Consider the following 16953-nt stretch of genomic DNA (forward strand, 5'->3'; position numbering starts at 1 on the left):
TGGAGTACACTCCATGGTCAAGCATTTTTTTGGGAGAAGCAGCATGCAGATTGGAGAACTGGCCGAGGCGACCGGCCTCAGCCGCGACACCTTGCGCTATTACGAAAGGCGCGGCTTGCTGGCCGCACGCCGCAGCTGCAATGGCTACCGCGACTATCCGCCGGAGGCGGCGGACTGGCTGCGTTATATCCGCATGGCGCAGGCACTCGGTTTCACGCTGCAGGAAATCGAGGCTGACCTGCCGCTGCTGGCGCAGCCGGCGCGCGACAGTGCCGCCACGGCGGCGACCTTGCGCGCGGCCCTGCAGGACAAGCTGGCCGACATCGACCGCCGCATCGGCGGCCTGCAGGAATTGCGCGGCGAACTGATGCGCCGCCTCAGCGCCGAGATGGAGGAGTGTCCGCTACGCGCCGGGGCGGCAGCGGCCTAGCCCTGGCAGGCCTTGCGCAGCGCGGCCAGCTCTATTTTCTTCATGGTCATGATAGCGCTCATGGCGCGGCCGGCCTTCGCCCGGTCGCGATCGAGCAGCATCTGCTGAACTTCGTGCGGGAACACCTGCCAGCTCAGGACATATTTATCCAGTTTGTCCCATTAGTAGTCGCCGTGATACGGCTATCCTTGAAAATACTGCAGTAATAGCGGGCAGCTTCTTCGGCCAGGGTGTCGAACCACAGGCATGGGGTGATCTTTTTCATCGTAGTCTCCTGTTCGGGGGTGCCGACCTGATGACGGTTGGCGCCACGGGAAATCGACAGCCGGCGCCAACTATTTATACTGACGCATGGTCAGTGCTACCTTCCGTTTCTACGAAGAACTAAACGACTTCCTGCCGCGCACGCGCCGCAAGGTTGAGTTCACCGTGCCGTGCGCGCGTGCCGCCACCACCAAACACATGATCGAGGCGCTCGGCGTACCGCATACCGAGGTCGAACTGATCCTGGTGAACGGCGAATCGTCCGGCTTCGAGCGCTTGCTGCGCGACGGCGACCGGGTGGCGGTCTATCCCAAGTTCGAGGCTTTCGACGTGCGGCCCCTGCTGCGCGTGCGCGCCGAACCTTTGCGCGTGGTTCGCTTCGTGGCGGACGCTCACCTGGGCGGGCTGGCCAGGCTGCTGCGCATGGCGGGCTTCGATACGCTGTACGACAACCGGATTGACGATCCGACCGTGGCAGCGCTATCGGAAGACGAGGGTCGCGTTGCCCTCACCCGCGACCGCGAGCTGTTGAAGCGGCGCGGCATCACCCACGGCTGCTATGTGCGGGCCTTGAAGCCTGCGGTGCAGTTCGCGGAGATCTTCCAGCGCCTGGACCTGGCAAGCAGCGCGCGTCCGTTCACGCTTTGCCTGGCTTGCAATGCACCACTGCGGGCGGTGCCGAAGACCGAGGTGGCGGCGCAATTGCCGCCCTCGGTGCGCGCATCGCATGAGGAGTTCCTGACTTGCGATGTGTGCCGGGGCGTGTTCTGGCGCGGCTCGCACTGGCGCCGCATGAAGGCGCTGCTGGCAAGCCAGGGCGTGGACGCCGGCTAGCGCGGCGCGCTGGCCGCTTGCGCGCCGTCCTGCGGCCCGCAGTCGGGCGGCTCCGGCTCCTGCGGCACCAGGACAATGCGTTGGCCACCGACCTCGATGTCGCGCAAGGGCGTCGTGGCGAGCGTGAACTGGCCCGCACGCAAGCGCTCCTGCAAGGGGAGGCAGCCGGCCAGGCCCTTGGCTGGCCGGCCGACGACCTGCCACTTGCCATTTCGCTCGGATAGCAGTGCGGCACCACCGCCGCGCTCCTCGGCAAGCAGCAGCACATCCGGCCGGCCATCGCCGTCGCCGTCCAGTACGATGGCGTCGCACCGGCCGCCAACGCCGCGCACGCAACCAGGAGGTGCGTAAGGCCACCAGCTTGCCACCCAATCCTGCTTCAGGAAACCTGCAGGCAATTGCGCGCCCTTCGGCCAGACGCGCAGGTTGGCAGGCGCCGTGGGCGATTCCGCAGCGCGCCTTGCGGTCCGGTCCTCATAACGCTCGTTCAGGGCACTCGCCGCGCGTGTGCGCACGGCATCGGCCTGCGGGCCGGCGCCGTGCGCCGCCAGTGCCTGCAACGCTTCCGTGCCATAGCGCGCGCTGCGGTAGCGCAGGAATCCATAATCGAATTTTTCGGCCGGCGTGGCGCCGCGCGCCAGGCGTGACACCTGGTCCGCCACCGAAATACGCGCAGGATCCGCGACCGGGGAAAACATGGCCAGCGCAACCGCCAGCGCCAGCAAAGCTGCCGCAATATTCACCTGGCGCAGGGCGTCCAGCCAGGGGCCGCTGCGGCGGGCAGCCGCCAGGACATAACCTCCGGCATAGAACAGGGCCACCATCAGGCAGGCAGCCGCGATCACCCGGTCCGGGGTCCAGCCGTGATCGGCCACGCGCAGGCCCAGTGCGTAAACGCCCAGCACCGCCAGCGGCGCCAAAAGGAAGCATGCCACGCGAGCCGCGACGCGCACGATGCGCGCCAGCCCGGCCGCCGCGTCGCCTGCCTGGAAGGCCGCATTGACCAGCACCGCCAGCACCGCGCAACTTGCCAGCAAGACGGCAGTGGCGTGGCGCGTTTGCCACAGGACCTCCAGGCCGGTAAACGGCAGGGACACCAGGAAGCCGCCGACCAGCAGCACGGCGATCGGCAAGATCCACGCTTTCAGCACCAGCAGCAGGCTGCGGATGCCGCGCACGATGGCCGGCCGCACGTCGGTGGTATGCATGGCGCTGGAAAACGCCAGGCACACCAGCGGCACCGAAAACCAGGACTTCAGCAGCAGCTTTTCCAGGAAATTCAGTTTCAGCAGGCCGAACAGCGCGGCGCCCATCCACATCACCAGCCACACGCCGAGCACGAACAGGGCGGAAAAAAGCAGCTGGATGGCGAGCTTCCAGGCACTTTCAAAACAGGTGGCGTAATGGGCGAGCCAGCGCCGGTCGCGCCCACCGGCCATCACCAGGCTATGGGCGACGAAGAAAAATCCTGCGCAGAACGGGAAGAGCAGTATGCTTGGGTGCACGATGGGTGCATGTTCAAGTGCATTGCGCCACGCGTCATGCATGCCAACGACGGCCAGGACGGCAGCGGCAGCCCCGAGCCACAAGGCCATAGGCCGCCGCTCCAGGTGGCCCAGGCTGGAAATCAGCAGCACCGGCAGCACGATGCCGGCCAATACCAGCGGCAAATACAGCGCGGCATGACTGGCAGGCCAGGCGCCAGACTGCTGTGCACGATACAGAAAATATAACAAACCGCCCTGCAGCAGGCCGGCCAGCAGGCGTAATTGTCCGACGCGCCGCGTGACAGCGGCATCGCGTACGGGTTCCTGCGGTAGCAGGTCGGGATCGGGTGTTGTGGCTTCCATGTATCGATCATAGCCTCTTGTCAATTTTGCAGCAACGCCACAGTTGCGCAGTGCGGCTATAATCAATGGTTCAACCAGCCGTATGCGCCATGAATCCACATCTCGACAAGCTGCAGTCCTACCCGTTTGAAAAGCTGCGCCAGCTCTTTGCCGGCAGCACGCCCAATCCCGCTTTCAAGCCGATCAGCCTGGGCATGGGCGAGCCGAAGCACCCTACCCCGGCCTTCATCCGCCAGGCCCTGGTCGATAACCTGGACGGGCTGGCCAACTATCCGCTGACCGCCGGCAGCGAGGCGCTGCGCAACGCCATCGCTTCCTGGCTGGAGCGCCGCTACGACCTGCCGACGCTGGACCGCGCCACCCAGGTACTGCCGGTAAACGGCTCGCGCGAGGCGCTGTTCTCGTTTGCGCAAACCGTGATTGCGCCCGATACCGGCGCGCTGGTGATGTGCCCCAACCCGTTCTACCAGATTTATGAAGGCGCGGCTTTCCTGGCCGGCGCCGAGCCGTACTTCGTCAATTCCGATGCGGCCCGCAATTTCGCGCCGGACTACGACAGCGTGCCGGAAGCAGTCTGGCAGCGCGTGCGCCTGCTGTTCATCTGCTCGCCGGGCAACCCGACCGGCGCCGTGCTGACGCTGACCGACTGGGAGCACCTGTTCGCGCTGTCGGAACGTTACAACTTTATCATCGCCGCCGACGAGTGCTATTCGGAGATCTACCATGGCGACGAGCCGCCGCTCGGCGCCATGCAGGCGGCCAACATCCTTGGCCTGACCAGGGAAGGCGAGCCATATGCCCGCCTGGTGGTCTTTTCCAGCCTGTCCAAGCGCTCCAACGTGCCGGGCATGCGCTCCGGCTTCGTGGCCGGCGACGCGCAAGTGCTGAAGAAATTCCTGCTGTACCGCACCTACCACGGCAGCGCCATGGGCCCGCATGTGCAGGCCGCCTCTGTCGCCGCCTGGAACGACGAAACCCATGTCGAGGAAAACCGCGCCCAATACCGCGCCAAGTTCGCCGCCATCACGCCCCTTATCCAGGAGGTGCTGGACGTTCAAATGCCGGACGCCGGCTTCTATTTGTGGGCCGATGTGTCCCGCACTGGCCTGTCCGACACCGAATTCGCCCGCCGCCTGCACGCCGAGTACAATGTCACCGTGCTGCCGGGTAGCTACCTGGCGCGCGACGCCCACGGCGTCAACCCGGGCCGCAACCGCATCCGCATGGCGCTGGTTGCCGAAACCGAGGAAGGCCTGGAAGCGGCGCGCCGTATCGTTCAATTCTGTAACCAACTAGCTAAATCATGAGCATCCAGCAAATCATTGAAACCGCGTGGGACAACCGCGCCGAGATCAACCCGTCCAACGCCACCGCGGAAGTGCGCGATGCCGTCAACCACGTGCTGGCCGGCCTGGACAACGGCTCGCTGCGCGTAGCCCATAAAGAAAACGGCGCCTGGGTGGTCAACCAGTGGATCAAGAAGGCCGTGCTGCTGTCCTTCCGCCTGGAGAACAACGTGGTCATGCCTTCCGACGGCACCATGCAGTTCTACGACAAGGTTCCCACCAAGTTCGCCAACTACTCGGCCGAAGATTTCGCCAAGGGCGGCTTCCGCGTGGTGCCGCCAGCGGTGGCGCGCCGCGGCTCCTTCATCGGCAAGAACGTGGTGTTGATGCCTTCCTATGTGAACATCGGCGCCTACGTCGACGAAGGCGCCATGGTCGACACCTGGGCCACCGTTGGTTCCTGTGCACAGATCGGCAAGAACGTGCACCTGTCCGGCGGCGTAGGCATCGGCGGCGTGCTCGAGCCAATGCAAGCCAACCCGACCATCATCGAAGACAACTGCTTCATCGGCGCCCGTTCCGAGATCGTGGAAGGGGTGATCGTGGAAGAAAACTCGGTTATTTCGATGGGCGTGTACATCGGCCAGTCCACCAAGATTTACGACCGCACCACTGGCGAGGTATTCTACGGCCGCGTGCCGGCAGGCTCCGTGGTGGTTTCGGGCTCGCTGCCGTCGGCTGACGGCAAGTACAGCCTGTACTGCGCCGTGATCGTCAAGCGCGTCGACGCACAAACCCGCGCCAAAACAGGCATTAACGAATTGCTGCGCGGCGTATAACCGTAACAAGGAGATACCCAAAAAATGGCTATGGACCGCCTGTTCCAGCTAATGAAGGAAAAAAACGCCTCGGACATGTTTTTTGCCGTAGGCTCGCCGGTGCATCTGAAGATCAACGGCCTTCTGATCCCGATCAACCAGCAAAAGCTCGAGCCCGAGAACCTGCAAGCCCTGTTGGCTGAGGTCTGCTCGCCCGAGCAGCTGGAAGAACTGGATACGACCAATGAGCTGAACATGGGTATCTCCGTGCCCAACCTGGGCCGCTTCCGTCTGTCCGCTTTCCGCCAGCGTGGCAGCATTTCCGCTGTCTTCCGTTTCGTCCCGGCCAGCATTCCTCCGCTGGGCGAACTGGGCCTGCCGCCGGTGCTGGCCGACCTGATCATGGAAAAACGCGGCCTGGTGCTGCTGGTCGGCGCGACCGGCTCCGGCAAGTCGACCACCATCGCCTCCATGCTGGACCACCGCAACGAACTGCGTTCGGGCCATATCCTGACGCTGGAAGACCCGATCGAATACCTGTTCCGCAACAAGAAATCGATCGTCAACCAGCGCGAAATCGGCAGCGATGCCAAGGACTTCTACACCGCGCTGCGCAATTCGATGCGCCAGGCGCCGGACTGCATCCTGATCGGCGAGATCCGCGACCGCGAAACCATGGCGTCGGCCATGGCTTACGCGCAGTCCGGCCACCTGGTGCTGGCGACGCTGCACGCCAACAACTCGTACAACGCGCTGAACCGTATCATTTCCTTCTACCCGATCGAGAACCGCCCGGCACTGCTGCAGGACTTGTCCTCGACCGTCAAGGCGATCGTGTCGCAGCGCCTGATCCGTTCGGCCGGCGGCGGCACCCGCACGCCAGCGGTCGAGATCATGGTCAACACCCGCTACATCTCCGACCTGATCGAAAAAGGCGAGATCGGCCAGATCAAGGAAGCGCTGGAAAAATCCCTGTCGCCGGGCTCGCAGTCGTTCGAGCAAGCGCTGTACAGGCTGGTCATGGATGGCTCCATCACCAAGGATGAAGCCCTGGCCAACGCCGACTCGGCCACCAACTTGCTGTGGCTGCTGAACCACGGCGCAGAAGCGCCGCCAGCCGTCGAGGAAGAAGAGCTGAAATCCCCGACCGACGCCTCCTTCACCGAGTTCACGCTGAACTCCTGATCCCCATCCGCGGCAGGAAGCGTTCGCGCCTGCCGCCGTCTTGCCCGTCCCTGCCCTCGAGCCTTTGCCTCCCTGCAGAGTCTTGCAAGCGCGTTGCCATCGCCCGCCATGCATGAGGTATCATCGGAATTTCATGTCAACAAGAATTTCCGCCCCAATATGAGCACCGCCCTGCCGATCGCCAAAACCGACGCCCTTTCCCTCGACCTGCTGGCCAACCTGGTGAACCGCCACGGTTGCATCACCGGCGCTACCGGCACCGGCAAGACGGTCACGCTGCAGCGCATCGCACAATCGTTGTCCGACATCGGCGTGCCGGTCTTCATGGCCGACATCAAGGGCGACCTCTCCGGCATGGCGAAACCCGGCGTGCTGGGCGAGAAAATGGCCAAGCGCCTGGAAGCGCTGAAGCTGGAAACCCCGCAATGGGCCGGCTGCCCCGTTACCTTCTGGGACGTGTTCGGCGAACAGGGCCACCCGGTACGCGCCACCATTTCCGACCTTGGCCCCACCCTGCTGGCGCGCATGCTGAACCTGAACGATACCCAGGAAGGCGTGCTGCAGCTGGTGTTCAAGATCGCCGACGACAACGGCATGCTGCTGCTCGACACCAAGGACTTGCGCGCCATGCTGCAGCATGTGGGCGACCATGCCGCCGATTACAAGACCAGCTACGGCAATGTCAGCGCGGCCAGCATCGGCGCCATCCAGCGCGGCCTGCTGGCGATTGAAGAGCAAGGCGGCGAGCAGTTCTTCGGCGAGCCGATGTTGAACATCGATGACCTGATCCAGACCGATGCGGCAGGCAAAGGCGTGGTGAACATCCTCGCTGCCGACAAGCTGATGAACGCACCGCGCATCTACGCGGTGTTCCTGTTGTGGATGCTGTCCGAACTGTTCGAGAACCTGCCGGAAGTGGGCGACCTCGATCAGCCGAAGCTGGTGTTCTTCTTCGACGAAGCCCACCTGCTGTTTGACGAAGCGCCGAAGGCCCTGCTGCAAAAGATCGAACAGGTGGTGCGCCTGATCCGTTCCAAAGGCGTGGGCGTGTTCTTCATCACGCAAAATCCGCTCGACATTCCGGAAACCGTGCTGGGCCAGCTGGGCAATCGCGTGCAGCACGCATTGCGCGCTTACACGCCACGCGACCAGAAGGCCGTCAAATCGGCCGCCGAAACCTTCCGCCCCAATCCGGCGCTCGACGTGGCGCAAGTGATTACCGAACTTGGCGTCGGCGAGGCGCTGGTGTCCTTCCTCGATGAAAAAGGCACGCCGCAGATCGTGCAGCGCGCCTTCGTGCTGCCTCCCGCTTCGCAACTGGGCCCAATCACCGCAGCGGAACGCCAAGCCGCGCGCGCCAGCTCAGTTGTGGCCGGCGTGTACGAGAAAGCTGTCGACCGCGAATCCGCCTACGAAAAGCTGACTGGCCGCGTCGCCAACGCCGGCGGCGCCAGCACTCCGGCGACGGGCGGCCGCGCACCGATGGGCCGAGGCAGCGCGCAGGCGCCGGCCGATGCCCCTGCGGACAGCGGCGGCTCGATCTTTGGCGACGTGCTGGGTGGCCTGTTCGGCGGCAGCAGCAAGCGCGACACCGCCGTGCAAGCCATGGTCAAGTCCGCCGCCCGCAGCATCGGCTCGCAAGTTGGCCGCGAAATCATCCGCGGCGTGCTCGGTTCGATCCTGAAGAAGCGCTGATCGTGCGGACTGCCGTTCTGCTGCTCGCACTCCTTCCCGCAGTGCATGTGGCACGGCCATGACGTTACCTCATTGGGACCGGCCCGCGCCCTTCATCCTGCCGGTCACGCCGCAAACCTCCGATATCGACGGCCTCGATCACACCAACAACGCGGTCTATGTGCGCTGGTGCGAGCAGGCGGGCTGGGCGCACTCCCATGCGCTGGGACTGACGCTGGCCGACTACAAGCGGCTGGACCGCGGCATGGCCATCCGCCGCAGCGAATTCGATTACATCTTTGCCACCAACGAAGGCGAGCAACTGCTGCTTGGCACCTGGCTGCTGCCCGGCGACAGCCCGCTGTCGATGCAGCGCTGCTTCCAGCTGCTGCGCCAGCGCGACAACAGCACGGTGCTGCGCGCCCGCTGGGACCTGGTGTGCATCGAACTGTCGAGCGGCCGTCCCAAGCGGCTCCCGCCGGAGTTCAGCGCGGTCTACCTGCCGGCGTTCAGCGCCTGCCAGCCCACATAAAAACGGGCGCCGCCTGCCATCGCGGCAAGCGGCGCCCGCAGTGTCAAGCTCCCTCGATCAGAACTTGTAGTTGGCGCCAATGTTGAAGAAGCGCCCCACTGCGCCCGTCTGGTGCAGTGCCGGGTTGTAGAACGTCGATGCCGCGCTGCCGTAGGTCTGGAAATCCAGCGGCGCCTGCTTGTTGAAGACGTTCAGGATCGAGCCGCGCAGCGTCCAGCGGTCGGTCAGCTTGTAGGTCGCATTGAAGTCGACCGAAGTGAAGTGCTTCACGCGGCAGAACTGCTCCGGTGGATTGGAGAAGGCGCCGCTGCCGTTCAGGATCGCATCCTTGCAAGTCTGGGCCGAGGAGCTGGACGGGTCCGTCACGCTGTAGCCGGAAATCCAGTTCACGGTGCCGGTCAGGTTCAGCGGCCCATTGTCAAAGCCGACAATGAACTGGGCCCGGTCCTTCGGGTTGCCGGTGTCGCCGGACACGCCGGACGGACCGTGGGTGCCGGCCAGCTCCACGGTCGGCCCGCCGGTGATGCCCTGCTTGTAGCTGAACATGTGCGACTCGATCAGCTCGGCCGTGATCTTGCCGACGCCTTCCATATTGAAGCGGAAGCGCAAGTCAATATCCAGCCCGCGGGTGGAGGTCGAGGATGCATTCTCATAGGGATACGGCGCAAACAGCATATTGCCCACTGCAGGCGTGTTGGTGCCCAGGGTGCCATCCAGCAGCACGTATGGCTGGGCAACCGGGGTACCGCGTACCACCACCGGCAACGGATCGTAATTCGGATCGCTGATGGCGCTGATGATCTGGTTGCTCATCTTGATGCGGTAGTAGTCGGCCGACATATTGAACATCTTGCTCGGCTCGATGATCACGCCCAGGTTGTAGGACTTCGATTTTTCCGGCTTGAGGTTCTTGCCCGGCTGCTGGGCGCCGCCCAGCGCCACCGAGCATTGCTGCGGATAGTTGCCCGGGATGACGGTCGGATCCGGTCCATCGTTCGGGCACAGGATCGGGTCAGGCACGCCATTGGCGCCGAAGAAGGCGCCGGTGTTGCCCGTTTCCGCCGGATTCGGTGCGCGGAAGCCTTTGGTGTAGGTGCCGCGCAGGGTCAGTTCTTTCAGTGGCACATATTTGAAGCCGACTTTCGGCGTGGTGGCTTTCGCCAGGCCCATCACGCGGTCATAGCGCACCGAAGCATCGAGCTCCAGGTTCTGCATTACCGGCGCCACCAGCTCAGCATACAGCGCACCGATATTCTGCGTGCCGATCGCCCAGGCGTTGTTGCCGATCTGGTCGCCCGAAGCGACGGCCTCCGGCGCCACCGCATCGAGTTTGCGGCGGGTGTACTCGGCACCCAGGCCCAGCGCCAGCGCGCCGCCTTGCAAGTCCATCAGCTCGCGCGAGCCGCGCAGGCTCAGGTATTCCAGCGTGCTGGTGGCCTCGGTATGCTCGGTCGGCGCGATGAACTGGCGCAGCGAAGCGGCGTTGCCGGAAGCAGCCGGGCCAACCAGGTAGGGATGGACCGGGTCGTTGAACGCGGCTTGCAGGTTGGCCATGTGGAAGTTGCCGTCGATAGCCTGCTTGACACGGCTCCTGCTCCAGCCCAGGGAAGCCGTCAAGTCCCACCCAGCCACGGTGCCGCTCAGGTCGCCGACAAAGCGCAAGGTGCGCGCCTTGAGTTCGGTGCGATTGCCGCCCAGTTCGGGAAAGTTGTACTGCAGCAGTTGCGGCGAGCCGGTGGGATTGCCAGGGTAGCTGGCTGGCACCGTCAACTGCAGCGGCCCGGCCAATGGCGTCGAAACCGGGTTCGGGTAGGCCGGGCCGAACTGCAGCGCAGTCAGGCCGCCGGCATTGGCGCCGGAGGTGGCGTAGCGTCCCAGTTGCTCGGCATCGGACTGGAAGACGGAACCCTTCAAATTCAGCTGCCAGCCGCTGCCCAGCTTTTGCAAATGGGAGGCGATCAGGTTGATGTTCCTGGTCTCCGGTTGCAGCTCCAGGTCCGCATCGTGGTAGGCGCACTGATTCGCGTCCAGCATGGCCTGGTTACAGCCCGGCAGGAAACCGCTGATCTCGAACGTATCGGGGTCGATGAAGTAGCCGGTCAGTGAGCCCGGCAAGCCGCCGTTGGAAGGAGTTGGCACGCCGCGGCTGCGGTCGCGCCCGCCCAGCGCGGTCCAGTCGGTGCGCGTAAAGTCCTTGCCCAAACGGTCGGTCACCAGGATCTTTTTCTGCTTGCGGTACTCGACGGCGAGGTAGGTGTTATGGCCGTCGGCGCCGATGTCGCCCCAGCCATAGATTCCGGACACGTGGGCCGTCGCGCCATCGTGTTTGTACGACTGGCCGGCTTCGGCCGTGATGCTGCCGCCGACCACGCTTTTCTTCAGGATCACGTTGACCACGCCGGCCACCGCGTCAGAACCGTACACGGATGACGCACCGTCCTTGAGGATTTCGATGCGGTCAATTGCTTCGAACGGTATCTGGCTGATGTCGACGAAACTGCGCTGGCCGTCGTCCGACAAGGCGTATGGCGCCATACGGTGGCCGTCGATCAGCACCAGGGTCGCGCCCACCGACAAGCCGCGCAGCGAGATACCGCTTGCGCCACCGGCGAAGGCTCCGCTGAACGATTGCGACAGGGTGCCCTGGCCGTTGGCCGTCACATTGCGCAGCACTTCAGAGACCGAGGTATAGCCGGAATTTTTCAGGTCTTGTGCGCTCAGGACCTGCACCGGGCTCGGCGTTTCCTTGTCGGTGCGGCGGATGTTGGAACCGGTGATTTCCACCCGTTGCATGGGCTGGGCTTCCGGCGCGTAGCTGGTTTGGGCCTGGACTGCAGGGGCGATGGCCAGGGTACTCAACGCCAGGTGGACTGCGAGGGGTATTGCCTTGTGTTTCATTCTGATGGTCTCCATGAGGATGAGACGGCCATCAGAGCATTTTAGTTAAAACATAGTCAATTAATTCCTGTATAACGTTGCCCTAAAACCACAATTATATAACTATTAATATTATAGTTAACCGCTGCCGGATGCTTCGGAAACATCGGCAAAGCGCACACGGCTTGCCCAGCCCATCGCACGATATAATGTCGTCCTTCGGCCGCGGCGCGGCCCGGCACAACAATATTTTCCGAATGATTACCCTCTACGGCATCCCCAACTGCGACACTGTCAAGAAAGCCCGCGTCTGGCTGGCTGGCCAGCAGCACGACTTCACCTTCCACGACTTCAAGAAACAAGGCCTGGACGAAGCCACGGTGCGCACCTGGCTGAAAACCCTGGATTGGGAAGTGCTGGTCAATAAGAAGGGCACCACCTGGCGCGCCCTGCCTGACGAACGCAAGGCTGCCGTCACCAGCGCCGATGCCGCAGTCGCCCTGATGCTGGAAAACCCGTCCGTGATCAAGCGCCCGGTGCTGGTTGGCGCCGGCCCGCAAGCCCACGTCGGCTTCAACGACGCCATGTACCAGGAAATCTTCGCAGCATGAGCGCCTCCCGCACCCTCGACCTGACCGAAAAACTGCTGGGCCGCGAATCCGTCACGCCGGACGACAAGGGCTGCCAGGACCATCTGAAATCCTGGCTCGAGCCGCTCGGTTTCCACTGCGAGACCATCATTTCCGGCGACGTGACCAACCTGTGGGCGCGCAAGGGCAGCGCAAGCCCGGTGCTGGTCTTTGCCGGCCACACCGACGTGGTGCCGACCGGACCGGTCGAAAAGTGGTCGTCCGAACCCTTCTACCCAACCCATCGCGACGGCAAGCTGTATGGCCGTGGCGCCGCCGACATGAAGACGTCGATCGCCGCCATGGTGGTTGCCTGCGAGGAGTTCCTCGCCGCCAACCCGAACCATCAGGGCTCGATCGCTTTCCTGATCACCTCCGACGAAGAAGGCCCGGCTACCGACGGCACCGTCAAGGTGGTCGAAAAGCTGAAGGCGCGCAACGAGGCGATCGATTACTGCATCGTCGGCGAACCGACTTCCGACAAGACCCTGGGCGACATGATCAAGAATGGGCGCCGCGGTTCGCTGTCGGGCAGCCTCACCATCAAGGGCGTGCAAGGCCATATCGCCTACCCGCAACTGGCGAAGAACCCGATCCACCTGGCCGCGCCGGCACTGGCCGACCTGGTGGCGGAAGTCTGGGACAACGGCAACGAGTACTACCTGCCGACCTCCTGGCAAATGTCGAACATCAAGGCTGGTACCGGCGCCAACAACGTGATCCCGGGCGACCTGCATATCGACTTCAACTTCCGCTTTTCGACCGCTTCCACGCACGAGAGCCTGCGCGAACGCGTGCATGCCATCCTCGACAAGCACGGCCTGGAATACCAGCTTGACTGGACGCTGTCCGGCCTGCCCTTCCTGACCCCGCGCGGCACCCTGTCCGAAGCGCTGTGCCACGCCATCAAGGATGAAACGGGCGTCGACACCGAACTGTCCACCACGGGCGGCACTTCCGACGGGCGCTTCATCGCCCGGATCTGCCCCCAGGTGATAGAATTTGGCCCCCCGAACGCCAGCATCCACAAGATCGACGAGCACATCGAAATCCGCTTCATCGATCCGCTGAAGAACATCTACCGCCGCACTCTGGAAAACCTCCTGCGCTAAGAAGAACACTATGGATACCACCCTGTACACCACCCCGCGCGACCTGATTCGCCACGCAGTCACCCGCTTCAACAAGGCCAAGCTGTTCTTCGGCCACGGCAGCGCCGAGGCTTACGATGAAGCGGCTTACCTGACCTTGCATACGCTGGCGCTGCCGCTGGACCGCCTGGAGCCGTTCATGGATGCGCGCCTGCAGCCGGAAGAAATTGCCGAAGTGCTGGCAGTGATCGAGCGCCGCGCCAACGACCGCGTGCCGGCCGCCTACATCACCAATGAAGCCTGGCTGGGCACCTACAACTTCTACGTCGATGAGCGCACCATCGTGCCGCGCTCCTTCATCGCCGAACTGATCCCGAATTACTTCGCACCGTGGGTCAACGATGCGGAGAATGTGTCGAATATTCTGGAACTGTGCACCGGCTCTGGTTGCCTGGCCATCATGATGGCGGATGCCTTCCCTGACGCTGAAGTCGATGCGGTCGACATTTCTGCCGATGCTCTGGAAGTGGCACGCAAGAATGTCGAGACCTACAAGCTGGAAGACCGCGTGAACCTGATCCAGTCGGACCTGTATGCGAACGTCCCGGCCGGCAAGAAGTATGACCTGATCATCACCAATCCGCCTTACGTGAACTCGTCGTCGATGTCCAAGCTGCCGCAGGAATACCTGCACGAGCCGCAGATCGCCCTGGACGGCGGCGCCGATGGCATGGATTTGGTGCGCAAGATCATCGCTGGCGCGGCCGAACGCTTGACCGACGATGGCCTGCTGATCGTGGAAATCGGCAACGAGAAGGAGTTTGCCGAGGCGGCCTTCGGGGAGCTGGGATTGACCTGGCTGACCACCAGCCAGGGCGACGACATGGTGTTCCTGATCACTGCCGACCAACTGAAAATCTAAACCCGGCAATTCTGGGTCTGACCCAAGGGTCAGATCCAGAATTGCCGGGTTTTAAGGAAACGAGCAAGAAAATGATCCGCTTCACCAACGTCAGCCTGATGCGCGGCCTGAAGCCGCTGCTGGAAAACGCCGACCTGACCCTGAACCCGGGCGACAAGATCGGCCTGATCGGCGCCAATGGTGCTGGCAAATCCAGCCTGTTCGCCATGCTGCGCAACGAGCTGCACCCGGACCTGGGCGACATCGACTTCCCGAAAAGCTGGCGCATGGCCTACGTGGCGCAGGAAACCCCTGCCTTGCCGCGCACCGCCATCGACTATGCCATCGACGGCGACGCCCACCTGCGCCAGCTGCAAGCCGAACTGGCGCGCCTGGAAGCCCTGCCCGATTCGCAGGAGCATGGCATCGAAATCGCCCACGTCCACACCGAGCTGGCCGATGCCGATGCCTACACCGTGCAGTCGCGCGCCGAGCAGTTGCTGCTTGGCCTGGGCTTTTCGCTGGAACAGATGCAGCAGCCGGTCGCCAGCTTCTCCGGCGGCTGGCGCATGCGCCTGAACCTGGCGCAGGCGCTGATGTGCCCTTCCGACCTGCTGCTGCTGGACGAACCGACCAACCACCTGGACCTGGACGCGATCATCTGGCTGGAAGACTGGCTGAAGCGCTATCCGGGCACCCTGATCATCATCTCCCACGACCGCGATTTCCTCGACGAGATCGTGAACGTGATCGTCCACATTGACGACCGCAAGCTGAAACGCTACTCGGGCAACTACTCCGGCTTCGAGCGCCAGCGCGCCGCGCACCTTGTGCTGCAGGCTTCCGCGATCGAGAAGCAGCAGCGCGCCCGCGCCCACCTGCAATCGTTCATCGACCGCTTCAAGGCCAAGGCCACCAAGGCGCGCCAGGCGCAAAGCCGCATGAAGCAACTGGCGAAGATGGAAGAACTGGCGCCGCTGCGCGCCGCCGCCGAATTCAGCTTCGAATTCCGCGACCCGGTCAGTGCGCCGAATCCGCTGCTGGTGATGGAAGACGTCGACTGCGGCTACCACACCGAGCAAGGCGACAAGACCATCGTGCGCGGCGTGACGTTCTCGCTGGTGCAAGGCCAGCGCATTGGCCTGCTGGGCGTGAACGGTGCTGGCAAATCGACCCTGATCAAGACCATTGCCGGCGACATCGACCCGCTGACGGGCACCGCCACCACCGGCAAGGGCCTGGTGATCGGCTACTTCGCGCAGCACCAGGTGGAGATGCTGCGCCACGACGAATCGCCCCTGTGGCATTTGCAGAAGATGGCGCCGACCGTGCGCGAACAGGAACTGCGCAACTTCCTGGGCAGCTTCAACTTCCCGGGCGATATGGTGACCAGCAAGATCGCGCCGTTTTCCGGCGGCGAAAAGGCGCGCCTGGCGCTGGCCCTGATCGTATGGCAGCGCCCGAACCTGCTGCTGCTGGACGAACCGACAAACCACCTGGATCTGGAAACCCGCGAAGCGCTGACCGATGCGCTGGCCCAGTTCGAAGGCACGCTGCTGGTCGTTTCCCACGACCGCCATTTGCTGCGCGCCACCACCGAGCAATTCATCATCGTCGAGAACGGCCGCCTGCGTGAATTCGATGGCGACCTCGATGAATACAAGGACTGGCTGCTACAGACCAAGCTGGCCAAGCCTGCCGCTGCTGCAGCCAGCGCGATGCCAGCTGCCGGCCAGCCCGCCGCAGCCGAGGCGTCGCCGGTCGACCGCAAGGAGCAAAAACGCCTGGAAGCCGAGCAACGCCAGCGCCTGTCCGCCCAGCGCAAGCCACTGGAGAACCGCCTGAAGAAGGTGGAAGCGGCGATGGCCCAGCGCAGCGAACAGAAAGCGGCGATCGACGCCGCCCTGGCCGACCCAGCCATCTACGAGGCTGACAGCAAGCCTAAGCTGAAAACCCTGCTGGCCGACCAGGTCGAATGCAGCAAGGAACTGGAGCAGCTCGAAGGCGAGTGGCTCGAGCTTCAGGAGCAGCTGGAAGCACTGGCCGCCTGACGCGGCCGCGCCGCCCCGCGCACCGCCATCAGGCGGTCGATATCGAGCATGATCAGCCGGCGTTCGCCGAGCTGTCCCATTCCCAGCAGGTAATCCACCTCCTCGCCCGCATGCGGCAGGGGGTGGACCGCGCTGGCCGGCAAGGACACCAGGTCGGTCACGCCATCGGTCACTATTCCCATCACACAAGTCGAAAGCTGCAGGATGATCACGTCCGTGCGCGGATCGTGCACCGGCGGCCGGGGGCCGAACGCCACGCGCATGTCCACAATGGGCATGATGACGCCGCGCGACAACGCCACGCCTTCAACGATTTCTCCGCCCGATGCAATACGCTCGAGCGCACTCAATGGACGCAACTCCTGCACGCGGCGGTAGTCCAGCGCGTATTCAAGGCCGCCCAGGCGGAATGTCAGGTACTGTCGCAGGTCGGCTTCCATATTGCTCCTCTGATTCCGGTGATACGCTGTTCCATCGTACCGTTACGCAACAGCAAGCAGTTTGACCATCCTCAAAGATTGCGGCCTGGGC

16 protein-coding genes are annotated in these 16953 nt (G+C 63.7%); 11 read left to right on the top strand and 5 right to left on the bottom strand.

Annotated elements, in window-relative coordinates:
• Positions 1-43 precede the first annotated feature (43 nt).
• Complete coding sequence (locus tag ACN9MZ_RS20470) at positions 44-430, top strand: MerR family transcriptional regulator (RefSeq protein WP_426338765.1); 387 nt, start codon at positions 44-46, stop codon at positions 428-430.
• On the opposite strand, the gene ACN9MZ_RS20475 is transcribed toward ACN9MZ_RS20470, so the two are convergent.
• Together ACN9MZ_RS20475 and ACN9MZ_RS20480 are read right to left on the bottom strand one after the other, a co-directional pair.
• Positions 427-555 carry a hypothetical protein gene (locus ACN9MZ_RS20475; RefSeq protein WP_426338766.1) on the bottom strand — a complete coding sequence of 43 codons (129 nt, stop codon included), beginning with the start codon at positions 553-555 and terminating at the stop codon, positions 427-429. The genes ACN9MZ_RS20470 and ACN9MZ_RS20475 overlap by 4 nt on opposite strands.
• An 8-nt stretch (positions 556-563) precedes the next feature.
• Positions 564-695, bottom strand: coding sequence for a VOC family protein (locus tag ACN9MZ_RS20480; RefSeq protein ID WP_426338767.1), 132 nt, complete (start codon positions 693-695; stop codon positions 564-566).
• A gap of 86 nt (positions 696-781) precedes the next feature.
• Here ACN9MZ_RS20480 and ACN9MZ_RS20485 point away from each other — a divergent pair, with 86 nt between their 5' ends.
• Positions 782-1528: a Mut7-C RNAse domain-containing protein gene (locus tag ACN9MZ_RS20485; protein ID WP_426338768.1), complete on the top strand. Its 747-nt coding sequence runs from the start codon at positions 782-784 to the stop codon at positions 1526-1528.
• On the opposite strand, the gene ACN9MZ_RS20490 is transcribed toward ACN9MZ_RS20485, so the two are convergent.
• Positions 1525-3378 carry a DUF4153 domain-containing protein gene (locus ACN9MZ_RS20490; RefSeq protein ID WP_426338769.1) on the bottom strand — a complete coding sequence of 618 codons (1854 nt, stop codon included), beginning with the start codon at positions 3376-3378 and terminating at the stop codon, positions 1525-1527. The genes ACN9MZ_RS20485 and ACN9MZ_RS20490 overlap by 4 nt on opposite strands.
• A gap of 89 nt (positions 3379-3467) precedes the next feature.
• Between ACN9MZ_RS20490 and dapC the strand changes: the two genes are divergently transcribed.
• The 5 genes from dapC (at position 3468) to ACN9MZ_RS20515 (ending at position 8873) form a co-directional block, all read left to right on the top strand.
• Complete coding sequence (dapC, locus tag ACN9MZ_RS20495; RefSeq protein ID WP_426338770.1) at positions 3468-4685, top strand: succinyldiaminopimelate transaminase; 1218 nt, start codon at positions 3468-3470, stop codon at positions 4683-4685.
• Positions 4682-5503, top strand: coding sequence for a 2,3,4,5-tetrahydropyridine-2,6-dicarboxylate N-succinyltransferase (dapD, locus tag ACN9MZ_RS20500; protein WP_426162641.1), 822 nt, complete (start codon positions 4682-4684; stop codon positions 5501-5503). The genes dapC and dapD overlap by 4 nt, the downstream gene beginning before the upstream one ends.
• Positions 5504-5527: 24 nt before the next feature.
• Positions 5528-6667, top strand: a complete 1140-nt coding sequence (locus ACN9MZ_RS20505; RefSeq protein WP_426338771.1) for a PilT/PilU family type 4a pilus ATPase — start codon at positions 5528-5530, stop codon at positions 6665-6667.
• Positions 6668-6826: 159 nt separating this feature from the next.
• Positions 6827-8362 carry a helicase HerA-like C-terminal domain-containing protein gene (locus ACN9MZ_RS20510; RefSeq protein WP_426338772.1) on the top strand — a complete coding sequence of 512 codons (1536 nt, stop codon included), beginning with the start codon at positions 6827-6829 and terminating at the stop codon, positions 8360-8362.
• A gap of 58 nt (positions 8363-8420) precedes the next feature.
• Positions 8421-8873, top strand: a complete 453-nt coding sequence (locus ACN9MZ_RS20515) for an acyl-CoA thioesterase (RefSeq protein WP_426338773.1) — start codon at positions 8421-8423, stop codon at positions 8871-8873.
• A 57-nt stretch (positions 8874-8930) separates the two neighbouring features.
• Here the strand turns inward: ACN9MZ_RS20515 and ACN9MZ_RS20520 are convergent, their stop codons facing one another.
• Positions 8931-11771: a TonB-dependent receptor gene (locus ACN9MZ_RS20520; protein WP_426338774.1), complete on the bottom strand. Its 2841-nt coding sequence runs from the start codon at positions 11769-11771 to the stop codon at positions 8931-8933.
• 236 nt (positions 11772-12007) lie between these two features.
• On the opposite strand from ACN9MZ_RS20520, the gene ACN9MZ_RS20525 reads away from it, so the two are divergent.
• The 4 genes from ACN9MZ_RS20525 to ACN9MZ_RS20540 all read left to right on the top strand — a co-directional run bounded on the left by ACN9MZ_RS20525 (position 12008) and on the right by ACN9MZ_RS20540 (position 16422).
• Positions 12008-12361 (top strand): ArsC family reductase, encoded by a 354-nt coding sequence (locus tag ACN9MZ_RS20525; protein ID WP_426338775.1) that lies wholly within the window; start codon positions 12008-12010, stop codon positions 12359-12361.
• Positions 12358-13491, top strand: a complete 1134-nt coding sequence (dapE, locus tag ACN9MZ_RS20530) for a succinyl-diaminopimelate desuccinylase (RefSeq protein ID WP_426338776.1) — start codon at positions 12358-12360, stop codon at positions 13489-13491. Before ACN9MZ_RS20525 ends, dapE begins: the two co-directional genes overlap by 4 nt.
• 10 nt (positions 13492-13501) lie before the next feature.
• Positions 13502-14392, top strand: a complete 891-nt coding sequence (gene prmB / locus ACN9MZ_RS20535) for a 50S ribosomal protein L3 N(5)-glutamine methyltransferase (RefSeq protein ID WP_426338777.1) — start codon at positions 13502-13504, stop codon at positions 14390-14392.
• 71 nt (positions 14393-14463) lie between these two features.
• Positions 14464-16422, top strand: coding sequence for an ATP-binding cassette domain-containing protein (locus tag ACN9MZ_RS20540; protein ID WP_426338778.1), 1959 nt, complete (start codon positions 14464-14466; stop codon positions 16420-16422).
• Here ACN9MZ_RS20540 and ACN9MZ_RS20545 read toward each other — a convergent pair.
• Entirely contained in the window at positions 16392-16862 is a 471-nt protein-coding gene (locus tag ACN9MZ_RS20545; protein WP_426338779.1) for a chemotaxis protein CheW, read from the bottom strand. The two genes, ACN9MZ_RS20540 and ACN9MZ_RS20545, sit on opposite strands and share 31 nt — an antisense overlap.
• Positions 16863-16953: the final 91 nt, after the last annotated feature.

It is taken from the genome of Pseudoduganella sp. S-14 (assembly GCF_049913285.1).
Classification (GTDB): Bacteria; Pseudomonadota; Gammaproteobacteria; order Burkholderiales; family Burkholderiaceae_D; genus Rugamonas.